Annotated in this window: 27 protein-coding genes and 1 other annotated feature; of the genes, 1 reads left to right on the top strand and 26 read right to left on the bottom strand. The window is 33.5% G+C overall.

The genetic code is table 11. The annotated features are described in order from the left end of the window. Positions 1 to 23: 23 nt before the first annotated feature. From AN960_RS11150 to spoIIGA, 18 genes are all read right to left on the bottom strand, one after another. Positions 24 to 1,322 (bottom strand): solute carrier family 23 protein, encoded by a 1,299-nt coding sequence (locus AN960_RS11150; protein WP_172795409.1) that lies wholly within the window; start codon positions 1,320 to 1,322, stop codon positions 24 to 26. A 136-nt stretch (positions 1,323 to 1,458) separates the two neighbouring features. Then, a complete protein-coding gene (gene pyrR, locus AN960_RS11155) occupies positions 1,459 to 2,001 on the bottom strand; it encodes a bifunctional pyr operon transcriptional regulator/uracil phosphoribosyltransferase PyrR (RefSeq protein WP_056471028.1) in 543 nt (180 codons plus the stop codon). 187 nt (positions 2,002 to 2,188) lie between these two features. Next, entirely contained in the window at positions 2,189 to 3,097 is a 909-nt protein-coding gene (locus AN960_RS11160) for an RluA family pseudouridine synthase (protein ID WP_056471031.1), read from the bottom strand. Next, positions 3,094 to 3,552 carry a signal peptidase II gene (gene lspA / locus AN960_RS11165; RefSeq protein WP_056471034.1) on the bottom strand — a complete coding sequence of 153 codons (459 nt, stop codon included), beginning with the start codon at positions 3,550 to 3,552 and terminating at the stop codon, positions 3,094 to 3,096. Before lspA ends, AN960_RS11160 begins: the two co-directional genes overlap by 4 nt. Positions 3,553 to 3,623: 71 nt before the next feature. After that, a complete protein-coding gene (locus tag AN960_RS11170; RefSeq protein WP_056471037.1) occupies positions 3,624 to 3,947 on the bottom strand; it encodes a TraR/DksA family transcriptional regulator in 324 nt (107 codons plus the stop codon). A 261-nt stretch (positions 3,948 to 4,208) separates the two neighbouring features. Then, a complete protein-coding gene (locus AN960_RS11175; protein WP_056471041.1) occupies positions 4,209 to 4,901 on the bottom strand; it encodes a CAP domain-containing protein in 693 nt (230 codons plus the stop codon). A gap of 113 nt (positions 4,902 to 5,014) precedes the next feature. Further along, positions 5,015 to 5,380, bottom strand: coding sequence for a hypothetical protein (locus AN960_RS11180; RefSeq protein ID WP_056471044.1), 366 nt, complete (start codon positions 5,378 to 5,380; stop codon positions 5,015 to 5,017). A 162-nt stretch (positions 5,381 to 5,542) separates the two neighbouring features. Next, entirely contained in the window at positions 5,543 to 8,299 is a 2,757-nt protein-coding gene (gene ileS, locus AN960_RS11185; RefSeq protein ID WP_056471047.1) for an isoleucine--tRNA ligase, read from the bottom strand. A gap of 205 nt (positions 8,300 to 8,504) precedes the next feature. Then, positions 8,505 to 8,728, bottom strand: a binding site (T-box leader). 55 nt (positions 8,729 to 8,783) lie between these two features. Further along, positions 8,784 to 9,272, bottom strand: coding sequence for a DivIVA domain-containing protein (locus AN960_RS11190; RefSeq protein ID WP_056471050.1), 489 nt, complete (start codon positions 9,270 to 9,272; stop codon positions 8,784 to 8,786). Between the two features lie 89 nt (positions 9,273 to 9,361). After that, positions 9,362 to 10,135, bottom strand: a complete 774-nt coding sequence (locus AN960_RS11195; RefSeq protein ID WP_056471053.1) for a YlmH family RNA-binding protein — start codon at positions 10,133 to 10,135, stop codon at positions 9,362 to 9,364. A 68-nt stretch (positions 10,136 to 10,203) separates the two neighbouring features. After that, positions 10,204 to 10,464, bottom strand: coding sequence for a YggT family protein (locus AN960_RS11200; protein ID WP_056471054.1), 261 nt, complete (start codon positions 10,462 to 10,464; stop codon positions 10,204 to 10,206). Between the two features lie 4 nt (positions 10,465 to 10,468). Beyond that, positions 10,469 to 10,975, bottom strand: coding sequence for a cell division protein SepF (locus AN960_RS11205; RefSeq protein ID WP_056471057.1), 507 nt, complete (start codon positions 10,973 to 10,975; stop codon positions 10,469 to 10,471). A gap of 5 nt (positions 10,976 to 10,980) precedes the next feature. Then, positions 10,981 to 11,655, bottom strand: a complete 675-nt coding sequence (locus AN960_RS11210; protein ID WP_056471060.1) for a YggS family pyridoxal phosphate-dependent enzyme — start codon at positions 11,653 to 11,655, stop codon at positions 10,981 to 10,983. Positions 11,656 to 11,659: 4 nt separating this feature from the next. After that, a complete protein-coding gene (pgeF, locus tag AN960_RS11215) occupies positions 11,660 to 12,484 on the bottom strand; it encodes a peptidoglycan editing factor PgeF (protein ID WP_056471063.1) in 825 nt (274 codons plus the stop codon). A gap of 246 nt (positions 12,485 to 12,730) precedes the next feature. Beyond that, the gene (locus AN960_RS11220; protein ID WP_056471068.1) at positions 12,731 to 13,012 is read right to left on the bottom strand and encodes a YlmC/YmxH family sporulation protein; all 282 of its coding nucleotides are present in this window, start codon (positions 13,010 to 13,012) and stop codon (positions 12,731 to 12,733) included. Positions 13,013 to 13,372: 360 nt separating this feature from the next. After that, a complete protein-coding gene (gene sigG, locus AN960_RS11225; protein WP_056471070.1) occupies positions 13,373 to 14,152 on the bottom strand; it encodes an RNA polymerase sporulation sigma factor SigG in 780 nt (259 codons plus the stop codon). Positions 14,153 to 14,421: 269 nt separating this feature from the next. Further along, complete coding sequence (gene sigE, locus AN960_RS11230) at positions 14,422 to 15,141, bottom strand: RNA polymerase sporulation sigma factor SigE (protein WP_056471072.1); 720 nt, start codon at positions 15,139 to 15,141, stop codon at positions 14,422 to 14,424. Positions 15,142 to 15,151: 10 nt separating this feature from the next. Next, on the bottom strand, positions 15,152 to 16,057 hold the full coding sequence (gene spoIIGA, locus AN960_RS11235; protein WP_286131702.1) for a sigma-E processing peptidase SpoIIGA: 906 nt from the start codon (positions 16,055 to 16,057) through the stop codon (positions 15,152 to 15,154). Between the two features lie 200 nt (positions 16,058 to 16,257). Between spoIIGA and AN960_RS11240 the strand changes: the two genes are divergently transcribed. Further along, complete coding sequence (locus AN960_RS11240) at positions 16,258 to 16,926, top strand: class I SAM-dependent methyltransferase (RefSeq protein ID WP_056471079.1); 669 nt, start codon at positions 16,258 to 16,260, stop codon at positions 16,924 to 16,926. Between the two features lie 47 nt (positions 16,927 to 16,973). Here the strand turns inward: AN960_RS11240 and ftsZ are convergent, their stop codons facing one another. The 8 genes from ftsZ to mraY form a co-directional block, all read right to left on the bottom strand. After that, positions 16,974 to 18,116: a cell division protein FtsZ gene (ftsZ, locus tag AN960_RS11245; protein WP_056471082.1), complete on the bottom strand. Its 1,143-nt coding sequence runs from the start codon at positions 18,114 to 18,116 to the stop codon at positions 16,974 to 16,976. A 35-nt stretch (positions 18,117 to 18,151) separates the two neighbouring features. Further along, the gene (ftsA, locus tag AN960_RS11250) at positions 18,152 to 19,438 is read right to left on the bottom strand and encodes a cell division protein FtsA (protein WP_056471085.1); all 1,287 of its coding nucleotides are present in this window, start codon (positions 19,436 to 19,438) and stop codon (positions 18,152 to 18,154) included. A gap of 222 nt (positions 19,439 to 19,660) precedes the next feature. Next, entirely contained in the window at positions 19,661 to 20,416 is a 756-nt protein-coding gene (locus AN960_RS11255; protein ID WP_056471087.1) for a cell division protein FtsQ/DivIB, read from the bottom strand. 594 nt (positions 20,417 to 21,010) lie between these two features. Further along, entirely contained in the window at positions 21,011 to 21,919 is a 909-nt protein-coding gene (gene murB / locus AN960_RS11260; protein WP_056471090.1) for a UDP-N-acetylmuramate dehydrogenase, read from the bottom strand. A 75-nt stretch (positions 21,920 to 21,994) separates the two neighbouring features. Beyond that, positions 21,995 to 23,086, bottom strand: coding sequence for an undecaprenyldiphospho-muramoylpentapeptide beta-N-acetylglucosaminyltransferase (gene murG / locus AN960_RS11265; protein WP_056471092.1), 1,092 nt, complete (start codon positions 23,084 to 23,086; stop codon positions 21,995 to 21,997). Positions 23,087 to 23,323: 237 nt separating this feature from the next. Next, complete coding sequence (gene spoVE, locus AN960_RS11270) at positions 23,324 to 24,424, bottom strand: stage V sporulation protein E (RefSeq protein ID WP_141437779.1); 1,101 nt, start codon at positions 24,422 to 24,424, stop codon at positions 23,324 to 23,326. 34 nt (positions 24,425 to 24,458) lie between these two features. Next, positions 24,459 to 25,811: a UDP-N-acetylmuramoyl-L-alanine--D-glutamate ligase gene (gene murD, locus AN960_RS11275; RefSeq protein ID WP_082459471.1), complete on the bottom strand. Its 1,353-nt coding sequence runs from the start codon at positions 25,809 to 25,811 to the stop codon at positions 24,459 to 24,461. Then, entirely contained in the window at positions 25,812 to 26,786 is a 975-nt protein-coding gene (gene mraY / locus AN960_RS11280) for a phospho-N-acetylmuramoyl-pentapeptide-transferase (RefSeq protein WP_056471095.1), read from the bottom strand. Positions 26,787 to 26,852 lie beyond the last annotated feature (66 nt).

The raw sequence follows: 26,852 nt of genomic DNA on the forward strand, positions 1-26,852 counted from the left end.
AGAATGCCCCATTTAAATGTCGATTATGAAGTTAAGCTCTCATCCTTATTTTCTATTGTACGATCGCCACCAATGTTTTCTGGTAGGACTAAATTTAGTACAACTCCGATTAAAGCTGATAAAGCCATTCCTTCTAATGCGAATTGTTTACCAATGTGTATTGCAGCTCCACCAATTCCTAGTACTAGAATGACTGAAGCGATAACTAAGTTACGTTGTTTAGCGAAATCGATTTTGTTTTCTACTAGTACTCGTAATCCGCTTGAGGCGATGATTCCGAATAGTAGGATTGAGATCCCACCCATTACAGGTGTGGGGATTGAGCTAATGACCGCTGAGATTAATCCGCTGAATCCGAATATCGTGGCCAAGATTGCTGCACCTATGAATACGTATACGCTGTAAGCTCTTGTGATTGCTAGAACACCGATATTTTCACCGTATGTTGTTGTTGTAGGTCCACCAATTAAGCCTGCGATCATGGTTGAAACTGCATCTCCGAATAATGACTTATCTAATCCAGGATCTTTAATTAAATCTTTCTCTACGACACTTCCTAGAACGACTTGGTGTCCAATATGTTCTGAGATTGTCACGATTGCTACAGGTACAAAGATGATCAGTAGCTGGAAAGTGACATGTGGTGTGTAGTGAACAAATGGTAATGAAAAATCAGGTACTTCTATTATATGTGCGATTTTTATTCCTGAAAAATCTACTACTCCAAAGAAGATTGATGTGATATATCCACCGATAATTCCTACTAAGATTGGTATGACTGATAAAAAACCTCTTGTAAATAATGCTGTTATGATTGTGATTGCTAGTGTAATTAATGCGATAGTGATTGATGTTGAGCTGTATTTTCCATCTGCTCCATTCATTGCCATTCCTACTGCTACTGATGATAAGCTTAATCCGATAACGATGATTACCGGGCCAACAACGATTGGTGGTAATACTCTGAATAACCATTTGACGCCTACTTTGTTAATGATTAGTGCGATTACTGCATAAATAATACCTGTGATGAAAACTCCTACGAACGCTGCACCAGGTTCTAAATTTGTTTTCGCGTAAATCATCGGAGCGATAAAGGCGAATGATGATCCAAGGTAAGATGGTACTTTACCTCTTGTAATTAGTATGAACACGATTGTTCCAATCCCACTTGATATTAGTGCGATTGAAGGATTTATGCCGATTAAAATTGGAGCTAGCACTGTAGATCCAAACATTGCGAATAAATGCTGTAAACTTAGGAAAATCCATTGACCTAAATTCGGTTTTTCATTTATCTCTAGGACAGGTTTTTGTTTTATCATGTTGTTTCCTCCAATTTTCCCAATAAAAAAACTCTTTGTGATTTTACACAAAGAGTCCGAGTGCGTTGCTTAAGAAGGCAGCAACTAACTAGACCCTTTGTTAGCCTCTCTGGACCAAATTTAAAAGGGACTTCTATTTTTCAAATATACTTACTTTATCGTGGTCATCTGTTTCCTTTAAGGCTACGACTACTTTTTCATTACTCGAAGTTGGAATATTTTTACCAACATAGTCTGCTCTTACTGGAAGCTCACGATGTCCTCGATCTACTAAAACTGCTAATTGTATTTGTGCCGGTCTACCTAGGTCCATAACAGCGTCCATTGCGGCACGAACTGTTCTACCTGTGTAAAGCACATCATCAACTAAAATTACTTTTTTGTTTGTTAAGTCAACAGGAACATTTGAACCCTTTACTAGTGGTTCTTTGTTTTCTGTCTTTGTCGATAAATCATCTCGATAAAGAGTAATATCTAAATCGCCCATGATTACATCTTTACCTTCAATTTGTTTAATTCTTTCTGCAATTCGTTTTGCTAGATAAACACCTCTTGTTTTAATACCAACTAAAACAACATTTTCAATGCCTTTGTTATTTTCTAGCATTTCATGTGCAATTCTTGTTAACCCACGTCTGATCGCAAGTTCGTCTAAGATGATTGCTTTTTCAGTCATTTTACCTTACCTCCTACTTTTATAGTGTAGAAGCAAAAAACCCTCTTGCCCGATGGACAAGAGGGTAGCGCAAAAGGATACAATTATCCCTTTTCATTTTTCCGCTTCCTTCTCAACCTCACGGGGTTGTGTTAAAGGTTCATTCAACTGTCCTCATTATGACCTATGTTTCAATCATTGTCAACAGTTATCTGCGTAATTGTTCAATAATATTTTCTAGTACTTTTGGAATAGGTGATGAAAACTCTAAATACTCATTTGTTCTTGGATGTTTAAATCCTAAAACAGCTGCATGTAGTGCTTGACCATCTATATCTAATGTTTTACGAGGTCCATACTTAGGATCACCAGCTAACGGGTAACCTATATATTTCATATGAACACGAATTTGGTGTGTACGGCCTGTTTCAAGCTGACATTCAACTAAAGTAAACTCATCAAATCGATCTAATACTCTAAAATGAGTCACTGCCTCTTTACTATTATCTTCAGTAACCGTCATACTTTGACGATCATTTTTATCTCGTCCGATTGGCGCATCAATTGTGCCTTCTTCATGCGGAATTACCCCATGTACAATCGCAATATACTTACGTACAGAAGTTTTTTGACGTAATTGCTCTGCAAGCTTCTCATGAGCTACATCGTTTTTTGCAACCATTAATAAACCTGAAGTATCCTTATCGATTCGATGTACGATACCAGGTCTTAATACACCATTAATGCCAGATAAATCTTTACAATGATACATTAAAGCGTTCACTAAAGTACCCGTTTCATGACCTAATGCAGGATGAACTACCATACCACGTGGTTTATTTACTACAATAACATCCGCATCCTCATAGTAAACCTCTAGTGGAATATTCTCAAGCTTAACTTCTAATGGCTTTGGATCAGGTACTGAAACTGATATTTCATCGCCCTGTTTCACTTTATAATTACGTTTAATTTTTTCACCGTTCACTAATACAAAATCTTCTTTTAACCATGCTTGTACTTGTGACCTTGACCACTCATCGTTTTGAGTTGCAATAAACGTATCGATTCTTTCTAAATGTTGATCCTCTTGAACTGTAAAAGCAAATACTGTCATTTCTTAACTCCTCTTTTATCTTCCAATAAAGTAATAATAAATAATAAAATAACGCCTACACAAAGCGCTGAATCCGCGATATTAAACACAGGGAAATCATAATTAAAAATATAAACATGAATAAAATCAACTACTTCTTTACGGAAGAATCGATCAATAAAATTACCTATTGCACCACCTAAAACTAATCCTAAAGATAGACCAAGGAATCGATCTCCTTTAGCGTGCTTTTGGATAAAGTAAATCACTGCTATCACAAAGACTAAAGTAATTAAATAAAAGAAGCCCATTTTCCCTTGGAGCATTCCCCAAGCCGCTCCTTGATTGCGATGTGATGTTATGTAAAAAATATTTTTAATAATTTCAATATTTTCTCCTAAATACATCTTCTTTAATACTGCAAGTTTTGTCAGTTGATCAATTAAAATGACAATTACCGCAATAATATATGCCATATTTATCCCCTACCTTATTAGATATCTCATCAAATTTTAGCATAGGGGAAACGTTTATACAATGAATAGTATTAGTAATGATTTCTTACAAAACTAAAATCCTCTAATGTTCGACCTGTTGGAAGCACTTTTAACTTTTCAATTGGAATAGCTTGCCCGGTTACTTCACAATAACCAAATAATCCATGATCAATTTTTTGCAGGGCAATCTCAATATCATATAAATCATTTTGCATGTCTTCAACGAGAATTTGATGTTTATTTATCTCCTCGAAAATTGATTGATGCTGCTCAATATCAGAAGAACTTATTGGTTCAGAAAATAAACGATGTAGCAATTCATTTTTAATTAGTTCGAGCTCTTGTTTAATAAAGAAAATTTCATTGCTCCTCATCTTCTTCACTCCCAATTTATTTATGTAAAAATACTTTTCCCTCAATATCAAGTCGATAATAGGTGAAACTTTTTCCTTTTAAGGAAATGGCAAAAGATTTTTCCATTCATAATTGTGATGTAAAGTAATTATTGCTCTAAAGGAATGTTTCTTAAAATTGTTTGATCTCAATAAAAAAAGAAAACCCGCATAGGTTCATTTACCTGTTGCGGGTTTTCCTTCTGTATTGCAAAAATTCAATTTAAACATTAAGTAGCATGATTAGTCTGTAAATTGTTGCGTCCAGTAAGTTCCTACTTTACCTACGCCAAGTTGTTTAAAATTAGGGCTCATGATGTTCGCTCTATGACCTGTTGAATTCATCCAATCAGTCATTACTTCTTTTGCGTTTGTTTGACCATGTGCAATGTTTTCACCTTTATATCCACCATTAAAGCTTAATGTTGAATGATACATATTGTTCGCATTACTCATTGTTTGTGACCACGTTTGAGCCGTTCCGTTTAAATAGCTAGATAGTGTTAATGGCTTTAATCCGCCTTTCCCACGCTCGATATTTACTAAGTCTAAAATTTGTTGTTGAGTCGAGGAATTAGAACTAGCTGGTGTAGTCGGATTTGATGGTGTTGTTGTTGGATTAGATGGTGTTGCTGGATTTGTTGTTTTTGTTGGCGGAACATATTTTACGTATTTTTTCAGAATATATCTTATCTTACCTTTATAGCTGATCTTAACAAAAATACTATTGTAACCTGAGTAGTTAATTTTTTGGTTTTTAGCAAGGTATCCAACTGTTTTAGAACTACTCCACGGCTTTTCTTTAACTGACAATTTAGTAGCAGTTATTGCACCTGAAGTCGCTCCAGCATATGTTGCGCCTAATCCTATAAACATTGGCATTGCGATTGCAACCCCTAAAACTGTTTGAGTTACTTTTTTGAATGTTTTTTTCAAATTGTTTTCCCCCAGTCGTTTTTTGTAAGTTGTTATCGCTTACATGAATTATCATACATCAACACATACATACATACAATTCAAAAATAAAAAAAGGAAGATTATACTAATGATCATCCTTTTTCACCTTCAAATTCTTTTCTATATTCTTCTTTAAGAATTTCTTTTACATCATCTCTTTTAATAAACTCTTTTACAAATTCTCTAATTCCTTGTTTTCTCATTTCTTCGAGCATTTCATTTCTAATTCCTTCAATACTAACGGACTTATCAATTTCTTTTTTGAGGATCCCTTTAATATCTGGTTCCTTTATTCCTAAAAGATAATATGAGCGCTTGATACTTTGTTGTATACTTGAACGACTTTTCTGCTCTAAGTCAGCTATTTCTTGGTAACTGTATCCCTTTTCTCTTAAATCTATTCTCTTCTTCATTAATTCAGTTAATTTTTCCCAATTTGGATTATTTTCATAATTCATTATGTATTAACCTCTTATATCTTATTTATAGTACTGTACACATACCATACACCAATACATACTTTTTTACAATTTATGAAAAAGATAATAACAAAAACGTTCAAAAAGAGCCGAAAGTTTAAACTTTCGACTCTTCTTTAATGTGCTTATACACTTTTTAATTTAAATACCTTTTACAACACTTGCACAACGTAAGCAAAGTGTAGCGTGCTCTTCATCTTTTCCTACTTCTTCAGTAACTACCCAGCATCTTTCACAAGTTTCACCTGTCGCAGGAGTTACTTCAATACTTAATGTATCAAATTTTTGAGCTGTTTCAGGAGCTTGTTCATTGCTATTTGCAATTTCAACTTGAGAAACAATTAATAATTGTTTGAAGTCTTCATTAATAGAGTTTAATAACTCTGCTACTTCTGCATTTGGATAGATTTTCACTGATGCAGTTAGAGATTTACCGATTACTTTTTCATTACGTGCAACTTCAAGTGCTTTTAATACGTCATCACGTAAATCCATGAATTTTTCCCACTTAGCTTCTAAGCTTTGTGTATCGCCGAAATCTTTAACATCTGGCATTTCAGTTAAGAAAATACTATCAACTGTAGCTCCTGCCATATGTGACCAAACTTCTTCAGCTGTATGAGGTAAAATTGGAGCAACTAAACGAGTTAGTGCTTGTAATGATTCATGTAATACTGTTTGAATTGCTAAACGATCTTTATTCGTTTTTTGCTCAATATATAAAACATCTTTTGATAAATCAAAATAGAAAGAACTTAATTCTGTTGTACAGAAGTTTTGAATTGTGTGGTAAACATTTGCAAATTCATATTTCTCGTATGATTCACGAACAGTTTTAACTACATTGTTTAACTTAACTAACATGTATTGATCTAATTCGCGTAGCTCTTCATATTTTAATGCATCTTGTTCTGCATTAAATCCATCTAAGTTACCTAGTAAGAAACGGAACGTATTACGGATTTTACGGTATACTTCAGCAACTTGTTTCATTAAAGCGTCAGAAATACGAACATCCGATTGATAATCTACAGACGCTACCCATAGACGTAAAATATCTGAACCATATTGATTCATAATTTTTGATGGTAGGACGATGTTACCAATTGATTTACTCATTTTACGACCTTCACCATCTAAAACGAAACCATGGCTTACTACAGCTTTATAAGGAGCTTGACCTGTAACAGCAACACTTGTACTTAATGAAGAGTTAAACCAACCACGGTATTGGTCAGAACCTTCTAAGTAAATGTCAGCAGGGAAAGATAATTCCTCACGAGTGTTTAATACCGCTTGATGTGAAGAACCACTATCAAACCAAACATCCATGATATCTTTCTCTTTAGTGAAGTTACCATTTGGTGAACCAGGATGTGTAAATCCTTCTGGTAATAATTCTTTCGCTTCTTTTTCAAACCAAATATTTGAACCATGCTCTTTGAATAAGTTCGAAACATGTTCAATTGTTTCTTCAGTAATAATTGCTTCGCCGTCTTCAGCATAGAATACTGGGATCGGAACTCCCCATACACGTTGACGTGAAATACACCAATCTCCACGATCACGAACCATGTTGAATAGACGAGTTTCTCCCCAAGCTGGGAACCACTTAGTATCTTGAACAGCTTGCATTAATTGCTCACGAATTGCTTCAATTGAAGCAAACCATTGTGCAGTTGCTCGGAAGATAATTGGCTTTTTCGTTCTCCAGTCATGTGGATAAGAGTGTGTGATAAATTGTAATTTTAATAAAGCACCTTTTTCTTCTAATGCTTTTGTAATTACTTTATTAGCTTCATCATAGAATAATCCTTCAAATCCAGGAGCTTCTTTCGTTAGTACACCTTTTTCATCTACAGGACAAAGTACTTCTAATCCATATTGTTGACCTACACGGAAGTCATCTTCACCATGACCTGGTGCAGTATGAACACAACCTGTTCCAGCGTCAGTTGTAACATGATCACCTAAAATAACGACTGACTGGCGATCATATAAAGGATGCTTACAAATGATTCCTTCAAGTTCTGCTCCATTATAAGTCTTTTCAACTACTGCATCTTCCCAACCTAATTCTTTTGCTACTGCATCTCTTAACTCACTAGCAACTACGAACTTGTCACCATTTACAGATACTACATCATAGCTTAAATCAGGATGTAAACATACAGCTAAGTTAGCTGGGATTGTCCATGGAGTTGTCGTCCAAATAATGAATTTTTCTCCACCGTTTAGAACATTTTTCCCATTTTCAACTGCAAATGCAACATAGATTGATGCAGAACGCTTATCTTGGTATTCAATTTCCGCTTCTGCAAGTGCAGATTCACTTGATGGAGACCAATATACTGGTTTTAGACCTTTATAGATTAATCCCTTAGTAGCCATTTTACCGAATACTTTAATTTGTTCAGCCTCATATTCTTTTTCAAGTGTGATATATGGTCGGTCCCAATCACCTAAAATTCCTAAACGTTTAAATTGTTCTTTTTGACGCTCTACTTGCTCGTAAGCATATTCTTCACATAGTTTACGGAATTCTGCCACTGACATTTCTTTACGATTTACTTTTTTATTTGCTAATGCTTGTTCAATCGGTAAACCGTGAGTATCCCAACCTGGAACGTAAGGAGAACGGTATCCATTCATATTATAAAAACGAACAATGAAATCCTTTAATACTTTATTAAGTGCATGTCCCATATGAAGGTCACCATTTGCATAAGGTGGTCCATCGTGTAAAATAAATGACGGTTTTCCTTCGTTATGTTTTTGAACAGTTGCATAAATATCTTTTTTGTTCCACTCTTCTTGAATTTGTGGCTCACGTTGAGGTAAATTCCCTCTCATAGGAAATTCAGTTTTTGGCATAAGTAACGTATCTTTGTACTCCATTTGCTTTCCTCCATTTTTAAACTTTTTAATAGATTGATCTAAAGCTAGCCGTTTCAGGCAAGTCCAACTACTCTATGCCAGCTTACTTTACATTTTTTAATTTCCACATTAACGCATTGTATCCATCTTACAAGCCTTTTATTAGTGGAGTTGTCTATTATGTATAATAAATCGTATAAGACGCAAAAAACCTTCCTCATCCCAAAAAAGGGACGAGAAAGGTTTCCCGTGGTACCACCCTAATTGACAATAAATTTCATGAAATCATTGTCCACTTAGCATTCGTAACGTGAATGAAACGGCTTTTCTTACTCATTTTCAGAAAAGCACTCTAGGGTGATTTTCCTTCTATTTTCTATATCAAGCTTTCACTATCCTTGACTCGCTACATAGTTTTATAGAAGTACTCTTCCCTGTCACCGATTTACTATTAATATCTAATAAATTATATTTAAAACTTTACAAATCGTCAAGGCTTATACGACTAGTTTGCGATTTCTTCTGTTTCTTTATCATCTAAAATATGATCCCAATCTTCATGACCTAACATTTCTAATTGAGTTTCAATTGCCATTCTTAAACGTGTTCGGAAAACTTTGGATTGCTTCTTAAGCTCTTCAAATTCCATTGTAACTTTTCTAGATTTAATTAAAGCTTCATTGATAATACGATCAGCATTTTTCTCCGCTTCTTTAATGATCAATTTAGCTTCTTTTTGAGCACTACCTTTTACATCTTCAGCAGCTTCTTGCGCAATCAAAATTGACTTATTTAAAGTTTCTTCTATAGTAGAAAAATGCTTTAATCTTTCTTTCATATCAAGAATTTGTTCATCTAATTGTTTCTTCTCACGAATAACTAATTCATAATCTTTAATGACTTGATCTAAAAACTCGTTAACCTCATCTTCGTCATAGCCACGAAAACTTTTACCAAATTCTTTATTATGAATATCAAGTGGTGTTAAAGGCAATTAAGCCACCTCCATGTATGTATGTTCTTTATTAATAGGTTATAATAAATTTTCGACAGTTTCTACGTTTTTCCTTCTACAATTTCTGACTATTTTTTAACACCGTAGTTTATCCGCCATTTTTCTTTTTTTGATAAGCCATCAATTGACATTAACATTCCTCTACCAAAACCTTTGACAGAGAATAAATCTCCTTCTTCACATAAAAACGAAGTAGAATCAATAACTCGCTGATTTACTTTAACGTGTTCGGCCTTTATTAAACTTTGAGCTTTTTGTCTCGATATATTATAGAATTCACTCAATAAGACATCTAATCTTAGTGATGACACAGTCCCATTATTAGTTTGCCAAACATCATCTGATTCAATCAATTCTTTAAATGAAATTCTACTTAATTTAATTGGCGATTTCCCAACAGAATTTAAGTTATTTTCTACAAAACTTGCTACTTCATCAGCAACAATTACTTGGATTATATCATTTTTAAGTAGAATATCACCAAATTTTCCTCTAGTGATTCCTAAAGACATTAAAGTTCCTAAAACTTGCCGATGTGATAAAGTGTGAAATTTAGTTGCATAAACTAAGTCAAATGCAACCAAAGAATAGTCTTCTTCAACTGGTGTATAAAAACTTGGATAAATAATTGCACGCTTTCGTTCACAATCTTCACGACCACCAAAAAAAGCGACAAAACACTCCGCTTGATTACCGATAATTGATTGCATAATCATTTGTTCTCTTAAATCAAGAAAATCTGTCAACTTAATAGAATAACGTTCAATTGCTTGTTCCTTCCAACTGATAACCTTGTCTACGAAAACATGTTCTTCTTTTCGAAAATGATCATAAAAACTCATTGATGTAATCCTCTTTTTCATCAAACTTTCAATATTAATTAAAAAAGAGAACCTGTTAGATTCTCTTTTTAAAAGTAATGAGAAATACTTATTATTCCATATCCAGCAAATTCTAAAGCAAATAATGCAATAATAGGTGAAAAATCAAACATACCGATTGATGGAACAATTCGACGGAACGGCTCTAAATATGGTTCTGATAACCTACCAATTAAGCGACCGAAGCCTGATTGTCTTATTTGAGGGAACCAAGATAAAATGATATGAATTACGATGACGTATCTATAATACTTGATTAATTGGTATAAAATATATAAAAGTAAACCCATTTAATTACCACCTTTTAACGGAATTTTCTTCCTCAAATAACATATCTGTAATCGTTCCAGAAATATCAATATTATCAGGTGTACAAATAAACGTATTTGTACCAATTTTTTTTATATCTCCACTTATTGCATAAACTGTACCACTTAAGAAATCAACAAAGCGTTTAGCTTGATCGATTTGCATTTGTTGTAAATTGATCACAACTGCTTTTTTTGATTTTAAATGATCTGCAACATCCTGTGCTTCTGCATATTCACGCGGCTGCGCTAATACAACTTTTGACGACAAAGAAGCTCCTCCTGGTATACTTACTAATTTTTGCTTTGATGCATTTCGCTCATGATTAATTTCTTCATTTGCATGTTTAGAAAATTGTTGTTGTTGATATTGTTTTTGTTGCTGATGTTGTTGTTGTTGCTGTTGTTGCTGTTTTTGCTCTTCGTATTCATAATCATCTTCATACTCATCTTCCATTGCAAAAAAGTTTCTTACTTTCCCAATAATACTCATCTTCTCTACCTTCCCTTTCCTACTAAATCAGTACCTATTCTTATGAATGTAGCACCTTCTTCTATTGCTATCTCAAAATCATTAGACATCCCCATTGATAATTCAGAACATGGAATATTTGCAATATGTAGATCTTTTACTTTTTCTTGTAATTCCTTTAATCCTTTGAAACTATTTCGGATCATCTTTGCATCCTCTGTAAATGGTGCCATCGTCATTAATCCAACAACTTGTACTTTATCAAATTCTGAAAGCTGTCTAGCAAATTCGACTACATCATTTGGGCTTATGCCATGCTTTGAATCTTCTCCAGATACATTGACTTGTAGGAAGCACTTTAATGGTTCAGTTGCTCTTTTTTGTATCTCTTCTGCTAAAGATAGTCGATCTAAAGAGTGTAAGTAATCTATTCTATGAATGACGTCTTTTACTTTTCTAGTTTGAAGTGAACCAATAAAATGCCAAACAACATCATTTTGGATGTGATCTTGTTTTTCCTTTAGACCTTCAAAACGGTTTTCGCCAAATTGTTGTATACCTTCAGCTAAAACTTCTTTTGCCACTTCTGTTGAAACTTGTTTAGTAACAGCTATTAAAGTGACTTCATCATTTCGATTTGCTCTTACTTTGGCTGCATTAATTTGTTCACTAATACGTTCATAATTTTGTTTGACTGTCATGATGCTAATTCCTCCAACCAATATAACTCATCATTCTTCCTGTTTTTCCGCCATCTCTACGGTGAGAAAAAAATACGTCCGGGTTACAACTTGTACAATAATTTGTCATTATTATATTTTCTTCACTAATACCCGATTTAATGAGTAATTGTTTGTTTGCTTCTTTTAAATTCAATTTGAATTTCCCGTTATGTAAAGTGGTTAAAATATTATTAGGTATTTTGTGTTCAAAAGCATCATTTAATTTATTCATCACAAAATCATCCACTTCATAACAACAATCACCAATGGATGGCCCGATTGCAACTTGGATATTTTTTAGTTGTAAGTTTTCTTCTGTAATCCATTTTTCGATTAGACGTCCGCCAATGTTTTGAACAGTACCTTTCCAACCTGCATGAGCTAAACCAATAAATTTACTTGTTGGTTCAAGGAAATACAATGGAACACAATCTGCATAACAAGAAGTTAATAATATATCTTCCTCATTCGTATAAAAACCATCTGTTGTCTCGATGCTACTTCCATAATCAATAACACCTTTGCCACAATCTTTTTTCGTTACTTTCACGACATTATTCCCATGAACTTGTTCTGAACAAACCCATTTCGTTTTTGAAAACTCTAGTTTACTCGCAAGGAGTTCTCTATTTTCTACTACAATATCCTTCGAGTCATTTACATGTAATCCAAGATTAAAAGAAGTGAAACAACCTTGGCTAACTCCATCATTTTTTGTTGTAAATCCAGCAACTAAATGTTTGTATGAGTCTTCCCAAGGTTGAATCATAAAAGTACTTTCAGTCGATTGAATGAAACTCTCTTTCATATTTATAAGACCTCACAGAAAACTAATTTAGTAAATATATGTAAACCAGTTGATGGTTTCCTATATTTTACCATAGATTTCACATTTTTGATTATTTTTGACAAAACACAATTATTTTTTTCACTTTCGAAAGTATAAATTAGTTTCAAGGAATCCTTCTCGACATGGTTGCATTCTATTAATAGAGTATAAGTACAACGACGCCTTTGACTTCGCCTAAAAAGCTCGTCAGTCAGCGAGTTTTCATTATGTGAATTTTACTGGACTTGCTTGATTTTCATCCAAATCCACAGATGAACGATATTTTACCAAAATAACATCTTCGCCTATTTTCACAATATCATTCCAATAAATTGTCATTTCCTCTTCTTTACTAAAAAAATTCAAACCTTTCCCGGGCTTTGTTAAAATAATCGAAGTGATTTTTCCGTTTGATTGATCAATATCTAAATCAACAATATTTCCTAATTTCTTTCCATCAGCAACATTTACAACATCTTTAACTTGAAAATCTGAAATTCTGGCCATTTAACTTCACCATCCTTTTTATAAAATATATGAAGTAAGGGCCAAACATCATGATAAAATTCAAATAAAAATGTGTTAGACAATGTTGTTCGATGTTCATCCATTGTCTAACACATTAATATCGTATTTTCATTCTTCCAGTTTAACTATTTTGTAGTTATTGGATTATTTAGTTTTTGATTTTGTTTGTTTATAAATTTCATTCATTATAATTTGGAATTCATTATACAGGAATTGAAGCTCTAACTGAGGCTCCTAGCTCCTCGAGGTCATAAGTCAAAGCCCGATGAAAGTAAAAAGCAACTTTCCTCGGTCTTTGCCTTATGCTTGTCGGAGCTTAACAGTCGCCTCCGCTTTTCTCTAGCCCTGTATATTTTTGTTCATTTGTTTTATTGCTGATTTTTCTAGTCTTGATACTTGTGCTTGGGAGATTCCGATTTCTTCGGCAACTTCCATTTGTGTTTTTCCTTGGAAAAATCGTTTGCTTATGATCATTTTTTCTCGGTCGTTTAATCGTTTCATTCCTTCGCGTAGTGCTAGTTCTTCAACCCATTGCTCGTCCTTATTTTTATCATCACTTAGCTGATCCATTACAAAAATTGGATCTCCGCCATCATTATATATCGGTTCAAATAACGAAACTGGGTCTTGAATTGCATCTAATGCAAAGACGATTTCTTCATGTGTTACGCCTAATACTTCTGCGATTTGAACAGGAGTTGGTTCTTTTGAATTCTCTGCTAATAATCGCTCTCTAACTTGTAATGCTTTATAAGCAATGTCTCTTAATGATCTAGACACTCTTATTGGGTTATTATCTCTTAAATATCTTCTTATTTCACCAATAATCATAGGTACAGCATACGTCGAAAATTTTACATTTTGGCTTAAATCAAAATTATCAATAGACTTCATAAGGCCTATGCAGCCTACTTGAAATAAGTCATCCACAAATTCTCCGCGATTATTAAAACGCTGAATAACACTTAGGACAAGTCGCAAATTTCCATTTACGATTGTTTCTCTTGCGCTTCGATCACCGCTTTGCATTGCATGAAATAACTTACGCATCTCATCATTCTTTAAAACTGGAAGCTTTGATGTATCTACACCGCATATTTCTACTTTGTTTCGTGTCATGATGTTCCCTCCTACTTGGAGTTGCTGTACTATAGGTAAGTATCTCCTTCGGTGGAAAATTTATGCACAAAATAAAATATACAAAAATAATAAATTCCGGATTAAAAAAGCCTAACAAATAGAGAAAAAACAAGTATTTTTTTATAAAATTAATGAAAATTAACAGGTAGGTCTTATGAAAATATTTTTAAATATTATGTGGATATCCTTTATACATAGAAAAAACCGATTAGTATTTGAAAAAATCAAATCTAATCGGTTCTTATATTTTAAACCATTTTATTAAACTCTTTTCGAAGTCTTTTAATAATACGTTTTTCTAATCGGGATATATATGATTGCGATATTCCAAGCATATCCGCTACGTCTTTTTGAGTTTTTTCTTCAGTTCCATCTAGTCCAAATCGTAGTTCCATTATTTGCTTTTCACGATCGTTCAGTTGATCTAATGCCTTTGTTAATAATGATTTATCGACATTGGCTTCCAAGTCCTTCGTAATGATATCGTCTTCTGTTCCTAATACATCAGAAAGTAATAATTCATTACCATCCCAATCAATATTTAATGGTTCATCGAATGATACTTCAGAACGGTTTTTATTATTTCTACGTAAATGCATTAGTATTTCATTTTCAATACATCTTGAAGCATAAGTAGCCAATTTAATTTTCTTTTCCGGATTAAAGGTATTAACGGCTTTTATCAATCCGATTGTACCAATGCTAATCAGATCTTCAATATTAATCCCCGTATTTTCAAACTTTCTAGCGATATAAACTACTAATCGTAGATTTCTCTCAATTAATAGCGATCTAGCACCTAAATCTCCATTTGGTAGTTTCTGTAAAAGCTTTTCTTCTTCTTCCCTTGTCAAAGGAGGCGGTAATGCTTCACTTCCCCCAATGTAGTATACTTCATCGGCTTTCAAACCAAGCTTTACTAATAGCTTATACAAACCTAACTTTAGTTTTAAGAAAAATCGATTCATTTTCTACCTCCTATGCAATTTCATTAATTGTTCCCTGCATCATTTTTGGATGAAGGATACATTCATATAAATTGTCTGAAGACAAAGTAACATGACTCAATCCAACTAAAACCGAACTCGATGAATACCATTTCCCATTAATTTTTAATTTAACTACAGTAGGTTTTATTGCGACGAGGAATTGATTACTTTGACCAATACTTTTATAAGGTATATACGTTCCTTGAAAAAAACTTAAGACATCGAGTGCTTCAGTATTATGTAATGTATTTTCTGAGTCCCTTACTAACTTTACTAGTTCTATTGGTAATCCATAGTCACTAGTGGAACAATCTAAAATAATGACTGGTTTCCTAGAAAGAGGCTCATGAAGTGAGTTACCACTATCCATTAATCCTCTAATTTTAATCGAAGTGTTTCGCCACACAATTTCCATTTCGTACATTTCATCCAATTTCCATTTTGTAAACGAAATCTGATTGATCGATTTTCTAGCGTAAAATATAACGATTGGTAGCATTCCAATAACAAAATACCAGCTAACAGGGTCCCCATAAAAGGATGATTTCGTTAAATTTGATTCATTCGTAGCAAATAAATAATGTAAGCCTAGTAATGCCCCACCTAAAACGAATGTTGAAAAATAGAAGATACTTAATAGCTGTAAAAAAGTGATAATCCGTTGACGTCCAAATGCAAAAAATACGATGAAAAACGATAATAATATTTTCATAAAGGGTGAGCCAACAACATATGCATAAGGAGTAAACGTCATTAAAACAACGATTGAACCTAATAATGCCCCTAACAATGACCGCAAAATAGATACATTTCTTTTTAGAATTAAGCCTGTCAACTGAATAATCAAGAAGTCCATTAACAAGTTTAATAACCAAACAAGATCGCCATATATCACCAATTTTGTTCGCCATCCTCTATAGAATATTCATTTATATGTAAGTATAGGATGAGCACGGTAAGAAGTCTGTCAAAAAAAGGTATCTTTATTGAAGAGTTTTTCGACAATACATTTTCGAAATATGGATTGGACAGGTCAATATTTAATAGAAAACTTCCTTTTGTTTCTATTAAATCCGTCTAATAAGGAGTGAGGATTTGGATAACTGGATATTTCATTCACCCATTTTTGAGTTTGACGGAACTAAACCAACAATAAGACAACACTCTGCCTGGAAAGGTCACGCTAAATTTGCTTATGATTTAGTTCAATTCGTGAAACCAAAAAAAATTGTAGAATTAGGTACTCACTTTGGCTTTTCTTTTTTTTGTTTTTGTCAAAGTGTGAAAGATCATAATCTGTCATGTGAATGTTTTGCAGTTGATACTTGGCAAGGTGATCTGCATAGTGGATTGTATAGTAATGAAGTTTTTGATACGGTACGAGAAGTTGTTCAAAAACATTATCAAAAAGAAGCTAAAATGTTACGCAATTCTTTTGACGAAGCTATTAAGAATTTCGAAGATCATACGATCGACATACTTCATATTGATGGATTTCATACTTTTGAAGCTGTGCTACATGATTACACTACTTGGCTACCAAAAGTATCAAAAGAAGGAATTGTTTTAATCCATGATACTGAAGTAAGAATACAAGACTTTGGCGTTTATAAATTTTGGGAAGGCATTAAACAACAACTCCCATCTTTTGAATTTACTCACTCACATGGGTTAGGTGTATTATTCCCTAAAGGCTGTAACGAAAAGTTCAAGAGTGTTTTCAGTGATCTAGCTAATTTACAAAATCACTATTCGAAAGAATGAAAAAAACCAAGATAAGAGATTCTCTTATCTTGGTTTTTTTACATTTATTAGCGTCTTTTACGATTACGTAAGAACGCCGGAATATCTAAGTCATCAAGACTAGTTACATTTTTAGTCGTTTCTACAACCGGAACTTCTTCGCGAATTGGTTCGCGTTTAATAGTTGGTTGTGGTGTTTGAGTAGGTGTTGAAATTGTTTGTCTTGCCATTGGTTTTGGAGTAGGTGGTGCTGTAATAACACCTTCAAATCCAGTCGCAATAACCGTTACAATAATTTCATCCTTTAAGTTTTCATTGATAACAGAACCGAAAATCATATTTACTTCTGCATCACATGCAGTCGATACGATATCTGCAGCTTCTTGAACTTCATATAAGCTTAAGTTAGTTCCACCAGTGATATTCATAAGTACACCTTGCGCACCATTAATTGAAGTTTCTAATAATGGACTAGAAATAGCTTTTTTAGCTGCTTCAGCTGCACGGTTTTCTCCACCAGCAACACCAATACCCATTAATGCAGAACCTTTATTAGACATAATTGTCTTAACATCTGCAAAGTCAAGATTAATTAATCCCGGAACAGCGATTAAATCAGAAATACCTTGAACCCCTTGACGAAGTACATTATCTGCTTCGCGGAATGCTTCTAGCATTGGAGTATTACGATCAACGATTTCTAATAATCGGTCATTAGGAATAACAATTAAAGTATCAACGCTTTCCTTCATTGCAGCGATTCCTGTTGCTGCTTGAGTTGAACGCTTTCTACCTTCAAATGTAAATGGACGAGTAACTACACCTACAGTTAATGCACCTAATTCTTTTGCTACTTGTGCAATTACTGGAGCTGCACCTGTTCCTGTACCGCCGCCCATTCCAGCAGTTACGAATACCATGTCTGCTCCTTTAAGAGCTTCTTGTAATTGTTCTCTACTTTCTTCTGCTGCTTTTTTACCTACCTCTGGATTAGCTCCTGCCCCTAAACCACGAGTTAGTTTGCCACCGATTTGCATTTTAACTTCTGCTTTTGATAGATTAAGAGCTTGTGCATCAGTATTCACAGCAATAAAATCTACACCCTGTACTCCATGTTCAATCATTCGGTTAACGGCATTATTTCCTCCGCCACCTACACCAATTACTTTTATCTTCGCTAATGCATCTACATTTGTATCAAAATCTAACATGATTGATCCCCCTACTATTCAAATTCATCACAAATTTAATCCCATAAATATTTAAAAATGCTTTTAACTTTACTCATGACGCGCTCTTCATCCTGCTGTTTTGGTTTTGGTTTTGTATTTGAATTTGAAACAGCCACAGGTTTTCGTTCATTTGACTCGAATGCAATATTAGAGCTAAGTTTTTTTCCACGCATTTTTGATTTATAAAAAGCATACTTGATTAGACCTACACCAGTAATGTATTGAGGTTCTCTTACACCAATATAATCTGGTGTTGCAACCCTTACATTATTTTTAAATACCCTTTGAGCTAAATCGATTACACCAGTCATTGTTACTGTACCACCAGTTAGAACAAATCCACCTGGCAAATTGCTGCCCCTCATTCTTACAAGCTCATTTTGAACCATAATGAAGATTTCTTCTAATCTAGCTTCAATAATATCGGAAATTTCTTGCTGACTGTATTGTTGATGTTGTTCACTACCCATTATTGGAACACTTAATACTTCTTCAGGTAATGCAGTATCATAAAAAGCATGTCCAAATTTCACTTTAATTTTTTCTGCATCTTCTGTTGAAGTTTTCAGTCCAATTGATATGTCTTTTGTAATATGGTCCCCTCCAACTGGTAGGACTGAAGTGGCCATAAGTACACCCTCTCTAAAAAGAGAAATTGTAGTTGAGCCTCCACCCATGTCAACAAGTGCTACACCTAAGTTTTTTTCATCCTGCTTTAGTCCTATCGTACTTGCAGCCATAGGTTGTAGACAGATATCCGTTACTTCTAACCCCGCTCTTTCAACACAACGAAGTATATTATGTACTAGAGTTCTTGAACCAGTGATTAATGTACCTTCCATTTCCAATCGTACACCAATCATTCCTCTTGGGTCTTTTACCTCAGAAAGGCCATCAACAATGTATTCATGTGGAACAACATCGATAATTTCTCTTTCCGGTGGTATAGAAATTACTTGAGCCTGATCCATTACCCTTAAAACATCTTCATTGTCAATTTCTTTATTTTCTTTAGAAACTGCTACTACGCCGTTCGTACTAATCAATTGCACTTGATTCGCACTAACCCCTACAATTACTTTGTCAATATGAATGCCAACCATTCTTTCTGCTTGATCAATTGCTTTTTTGATTGATTTGACTGTTTCATCTATATCAACTATTGACCCACGTTTTAAGCCCGAAGATTTAACATTACCAACACCGATAATGTTAAGTGTGTCGTTAACTAGTTCTCCTATGATTACTTTAATTGTTGAAGTTCCAACGTCAAGACTCACATAGATCTCATTGCTGTTCATGATGGCACCTCCTTTTTCTCTATCTATTATAATCGAGCATCAATTCATTCTTAAATATCATATATGACAACTATTCAACATTTACGGGGTTTTTCCTCTTTTTTTAAGTTTGATTTTTCATAATCTTTTTAATTTTTTTCAATATTTCTATTTAACTACTAGTCTACACTAACATGTAAAGTTAAAAAAGACTTGAAAGTACTGTTTACTAATGTATATCGGCTATTTAGTATCCGTACTATAAGGAGAAAAATACGCACCAACTTCTAAATGGATAACCCCTTTTTGATCTTTAGGTATTGACTTTAAAATTAATGGGTAATTTGACATCTTATTTGAGAATTTTCGAATCGTTGTCCTAACTTCATACCCTTCATTCGTAAAAACCGTTATTAACAAAGGATCATCCTTACTTGGAGTATAATCTATTTCAGAAATTGAATGAAATATACTTTGTGGCATTTTTTTCAACTCTGCAGCCATTTCCTGCAACTCGTCTCCTTGTTTCCAACCAATTAAATCAGGTGCTGTAGTATTTCCTAGTGATTTTTTCTCTTTAATAAGGACTCCGCTTTCTAACAATAGATACTTTTTCCCGCTGAATAGACCTTGTCCAACAGGCTGAAATTCTTTTACATCGATTTCTACTTTATTAGGAAATCTTTTACGTACTATTGCAGATTGAATTGTATTTTGACTTTCAAGCTGATCTACTACCCTTTTTGACCTTATTGTCAAAAAGCTTTTATTAACGTTTACACCGGCTAATTTTTGAATTTCTTTATCAGAGTACAGTTGGTTTCCATTAATTACTAAGTGAATTTTTGAACCAATTGATGTTTGGAAATATAATACACATAAAAGCAAAGAAAAAAACACAAGAATTGTAACCAGTAACCGCAAATTTGTTTTTTTACGTTTTTTATTACGTAAAACAGGTACACGGTCTTCTAAACTAATAATCTTATTTTCCTGCATAAATATGCCTCCATTATCAATGTTCAACTAAAAATACCTTTTTAATTTACTTTTGCTTAAGAAGTAATTTAAGAATAATGAACTACTCATGACTAAAGTTACGAGTTACTTGGGAACAAAGCATACTTGCTAGCGTATTTCTTTCCTAGCAGAGGTTTCTTTTATTTACCAAGCTATCCCCGTAGTCCCTACGGTTAAGTTTTCCTAACGCTAGGTAAAACGCACTCAGCTTGATTTTATACTGAGGGGTATTACGGTTGTTCTTTTTGCGACTTCCGAGAGGTATTGGCGAACGACAGCCACCAAACAAGTTCTATTCACGCAACAAGCACCATACTTGAATTCGTTCTAGTTCAAGTGTCCGATATGATTTTATCTTATACTTCATGTCGAATACTAGTATAGTAAAATAATATGACGTTTTTTTAATACTATATTGCATCCGAAGTCGACTCATCTCATAATTTAAATCACGAGTGTTCTTGACTTAATAATAGAATAATAAAAAATAGAATAGCAAATGAATGCCATTCTATCTTGGACATCATATGCTATGTAAATTATAGCATATAATATGGTTAGTTTAGAAGAAACTTACATTTTTTTCCCAACAATTTCAACTTCTGTTTCAAGTTGCACATTAAATTTTTCTAATATAGTTTTCTTTATAAATGCTATTAAGTCTAGTACATCTTTTGAAGTGGCATTTCCAGCATTTACAATAAAGTTTCCATGCATTTCTGAAACCTTCGCACCACCAATTTGATATCCTTTTAAATCAGCACGTTCAATTAAATTACCAGCATACTGTGGTAATGGATTACGGAAAATACTTCCAGCACATGGATAATTCCAAGGTTGTGTTTCTCTTCGATAATCTTTGTTTTTTTGCATTAATGCAGTTGAAGCTTCTTTTGATCCCTCTTGAAGCTGAAGTTCTGCTTCTAATACAAATCCTTTACGTTTATGTTGTAAAACTGAAGTTCGATAAGAAAAATCTAATTCTTCATTTGATAACCATTCCATTGTTCCATCAGGAAATAGAATGTGTGCTCTAGAAGTAATATTTGAAAAATCTGATTGATGGGCACCCGCATTCATATATACACCGCCACCAACACTACCAGGAATTCCACTAGCAAACTCTAGACCTGATAATCCTTTTCTACTTAATTGAGTAGCTAATCGAATAACTGAATAACCTGCACCTACAACTACTTTAGTACCTTCTACTTCAATGTGATCTAAGCAATCACTAATTTTAATTACGACACCTTCAATTCCTTGATCCGATACAAGTAAATTTGACCCTCTTCCGATTACCGTCACATCTACGTTATTTTCATTTGCAAGGTTAATAATCTCTTTAATTTCATTTACAGTTTTAGGAATGACCAAATACTCAGCTGGTCCTCCAATTTTCATTGTCGTATGGTTTGCTAAAGGCTCATTTATTAGAAGACTCGAGTCATTTAATATTTCCTTTAATTTTGATTCAAACATTCGATCTATATCCCCCTTTAGCTTATAGTATCTTCTATTACATTTTTATTTTATTTCAAACTTGTTCGTGCAAGTTCATTTACTTATTTTCTCTAATACATTTACTAGTTTTTTTGCAGCATCTGGTACACCGATTTTTAATGATGCATTTTTCATCTCTTCAAGTTTAATAGGATTTAGTAATACTTTTTCAATTTCAGTTACTAAATATTCACTATTGAAGTTTTTTTCCAATATAACAATTGCCGCACCATTTTTCTCAAGTGATCTAGCATTAACTTCTTGATGATTATTAGTTACATATGGGCTTGGTATTAAAATACTAGGTTTCCCTAATGCAGTTAATTCTGCTAATGTAGTTGCCCCCGCTCTTGATACAACTAAATCCACTTCTCTTAATACTTCAGGCATATTATGTAAAAATGGCTTAACCACTACATTTTCTGGGTTACCGACTTTATTTATTTCCTCGATAACAGAATCGTAATGTACTTCGCCTGTTACATAAATCATTTGGTAATCTTTTTCACCTAATTGATTGACACTTTTTAAAAAGGCTTGATGAATCGGTCTTGCTCCCCTTGAACCACCAACAATTAGTACTGTGCGTTTACCTGATTTTAATCCTAATGATTCTAATACGGCTGGATTTGATTCTCCAAGTACTTCAGAAGCCCTTGGGTTTCCAGTAAACACTACTTTCTCTTTATTAAAATATTCAGCAACTTCTTCAAAACAAATTGCAACTTTTGTTACATAGCGATTTAAGAACTTATTTGTTAGACCAGGTATACTATTTTGTTCATGGATAACTGTCGGAATCCCTAGTTTTGCTGCTGCATAAACAACAGGGCCACAAACATATCCACCAGTTCCAACGACTACATCTGGCTTAAATTCACGAATTATTTTCTTACTATCTGATACACCCTTTAAGAATCGATAGACTGTTTTAAAATTCTCTAATGATATGCTTCTCTTGAATCCTGTAATAACAATAGATTTAAAAGGTATGTTTGCTTTAGATACAATCCCTTTTTCTAATCCATTTTCTGTACCAACATATAAACATTCTACATTGGAATCTTGTTTTTTTAACTCTTTAATTAGCGCAAGTGCTGGATAAATATGACCACCAGTACCCCCACCACTAACTAAAATTTTCATAAAGATCCTCCTAAATTACAATACATAAATAACTTTAAGCAGTTTAAGTAGTTATTATACCAATTTTATCACTATCATTCTAATTGTTTTTTCTATAAAAATAAAGAAAACTTACCAAGAGGCGAGTATTTTGGTAAGCCCAGGGCGCGTTTTCTTCTCTTAAAATATAAAAAAGACCGACTCATCTTTGAAAAATTCAAGTACATCATGTACTTGTTTCAATTTGAGTCGGTCTTTTTATGTACGTGCATGTCTACTAATATTTAATAATACACCTACTGCTAATAGCATTAATGTTAAAGATGAACCACCATAGCTTAAAAATGGTAATGTAATCCCTGTAACAGGCATTAAGCCTATGACAACGCCTATATTAATCATTACTTGTATTGCAATCATTGAGACAATTCCTACTGCTAAAAAAGTACCGAATAAATCAGGAGCACTTAAGGCAATTCGGATTCCTCTCCAAAGTAATAAAGAGAATAATAAAATGACAAAAGTTCCGCCAATAAATCCTAGTTCTTCTGAAAGAATAGCGAAAATGAAATCAGTTTGTGGTTCCGGCAAATACATAAACTTTTGTCTACTTTGTCCCAATCCTAAACCAAATAATCCACCTGGACCAATTGCATAGAGTGATTGAATAATTTGGAATCCAGTTCCTAATGGATCAGACCATGGATCTAGAAATGATGTAATCCTTTTAATTCGGTATGGAGCAGAAGCTATTAGGCCAACAAATCCTGCAACCCCAACAATTCCTAACCCCATAAAATGAGAAATTCTTGCTCCAGCTACGAATATGATGATTACACAAGTACCTACCATTACTGTACCTGTTCCTAAATCAGGTTGAAGCATAATTAAACCAAATGCCAAAAAGACAAGACCTAATGTTGGTACCAGACCCTTTTTAAAAGACGTAATATTTTTCTGATTATCTGCTAAGTATTTTGATAGAAATACCATCATTCCAAGTTTCATAAACTCAGAGGGCTGGATCGAGAATGCACCGATACCAATCCAACTTCGTGCACCCCCTCGTACTAGACCAACTCCTGGTACAAGTACAAGTACCAACAAGATAAAACAAGCGATTAATATTTTTTTTGCATGTGTTTTGAAAAGCCAGTAGTCAATATTTGAAACTACAAACATCCCAACTACTCCAACCCCAGCAAATAATAATTGCCGTTTAGCAAAAAAGAACGAATCATGAAACTTATACGATGCCCATATTGCACTAGCACTGTAAACCATAATCATACCTACTGTTAATAATGATAGCGTAACGAGAACAAGAATCATGTCAGGACTATTTTTCTTTGTTGGCACTTAAATACACCTCAACTTTTGAATTAAACAAGCCTTACATTAATTTATGCACTGCTTGTATAAATTTATTACCACGTTCTTCAAAAGTCTTAAATTGATCCCAGCTTGCACAAGCAGGTGACAATAAAATAATATCTCCAACTTCTGAATGAGCGAATGCTTCATTTACAGCATCTTCAACATTATCTACCGATTTTACTGCTTTCATTCCTGCTTTTTCTGCTGATTCAATTAATTTATCTGCTGTTTGACCATAAGTGACCATTTTTTTTACATTTTTAAAATACGGAATTAAATCGTCAAAGCCATTTCCACGATCTAATCCACCAGCTATTAAAATGACTGGTTTTTGGAAAGAAGAAATTGCTTTTTGTGTTGCTAAAATATTAGTAGCTTTTGAATCGTTATAAAACTTTCTCTTATTTATTTCAGTAACAAACTGAAGTCGGTGCTCTACACCAGTGAAAGTTGTTAATACCTTTTCAATCGCATCATTTTCAACATCAAGTAGTTTAGAAATCGCTACTGCTGCTAATATATTTTCTAAGTTATGTTTACCCGGTAAGACAATTTTTTCAACTTCAATCACTTTTTTCTCTTTAAAGTAAACAAAGCCATTTTGAACATATGCACCATCTTGCACAATTTTAGTAGTAGAGAATGGAATAATTTTCGCTCTAATTTGAGTAGCCATTGCCATTACATTCTCATCATCAAAATTAACGACAGCAAAATCGTTTTCTGTTTGATTTTTAAATATATTGGCTTTTGCCCTAATATACTCATCCTTTGTACCGTGATAGTCTAAATGAGCTTCAAAAATATTTGTGATTAATGAAATTTTTGGACGGAAACTTTGGATTCCCATCAATTGAAATGAAGAAAGTTCAGTTACAATAATATTTTCTTTATTTGCACTTTCAGCAACTTCACATGCAACAGTACCAATATTTCCTGCAACAAGTGGTTTTTTATTGCCTTCTTGTAACATATTTAATGCTAAAGTTGTGGTTGTTGTTTTCCCATTTGATCCTGTAATTCCGATAAATGGTGCTTCACTTATTAAATAGGCAAGCTCTATTTCCGTATAAATCGGAATATTACGCTTTACAGCTTCGATTAATAAAGGATTCGTATATGGAATTCCTGGATTTTTAACGATACAAAATGGTTGATTATCTAATAATGATAGTGGATGATCACCACAAACTACGTTAAAACCTTCACTTTTTAACTTTTGTGCAATTTCATTTTGTTCAAATGGAGTTCGATCATTTACAGTTACAGTCGCACCTAATTTTTTTAATAATTTACTGGCTGCATAACCGCTCTTTGCCATTCCTAATACTAATACATTTTTATTTTGAAAGTTCGATACGTTATTCAATTACATCCACACCTCAATATAGATTCCTAATAATGCAAAAAGTAATCCTACAAACCAAAATGTTACAACTACACGCCATTCTGTCCATCCAGATAATTCATAATGATGGTGCAAAGGACTCATTTTAAATACCCTTTTACCTGTTGCTTTAAAAGATGCAACTTGAATCATTACTGATAATGTTTCAATTACAAATATACCACCAATAATAACAAGTAAAATTTCTAAGTGTGTTACGATTGCAATGGCAGCTAACGCTCCACCTAATGCTAATGAGCCCGTATCTCCCATAAAGACTTTTGCAGGGTGTGCATTAAATACTAAGAAACCTAATACAGCTCCTACAACTGCGATTGAAAATATTGCAACATCAAGCTGGTGTTGGTTATAAGCAAGAACTGCATATGCACCAAATGCGATTGCTGCTGTACCTGACACAAGTCCATCTAATCCATCTGTTAAGTTTACAGCGTTAGAAGTACCAACAAGCATAAAGATAATTAACAATACATAGATAAAGCCTAAATCAAATGAATAATTTGTTCCTGGTATAGAAATAGATGTAGAGATTCCCATAGCACGGATTGCAAAAAAGACAATGATTGAAACAATAACTTGGCAAATGAATTTTTGTTTAGATGTTAGTCCTAGGTTTCTTTTTTTAACAACCTTTATATAGTCATCTAAAAATCCAATTACTCCAAAACAAATTGTGACAAATAATAATACATATGTACGTGTTGATAAAACATCAAAATACATAGAAATTAAAAGTGCAGATAAACTTAAAGCAATTAATATGATAATCCCACCCATTGTTGGGGTTCCTGATTTCTTTTTATGAGATTGTGGACCTTCGTCTCGAATACTCTGTCCAAATTTAAGTTTTCTTAAGTACGGTATAAAAATAGGCGATAAAATGACTGCAATGATAAATGCTGTAATCATAGCAACTAAAATTGACGGTTCTAGCATTATACGCCCTCCTTTCTAAGTTCTCTTCTTTGTTGTTTACTTAATAGTTTAATTCTTTTAAAAAGA

Origin of the sequence: Bacillus sp. FJAT-25509, from assembly GCF_001420605.1 — a bacterium.
Lineage (GTDB): Bacteria > Bacillota > Bacilli > Bacillales > Bacillaceae_G > Gottfriedia.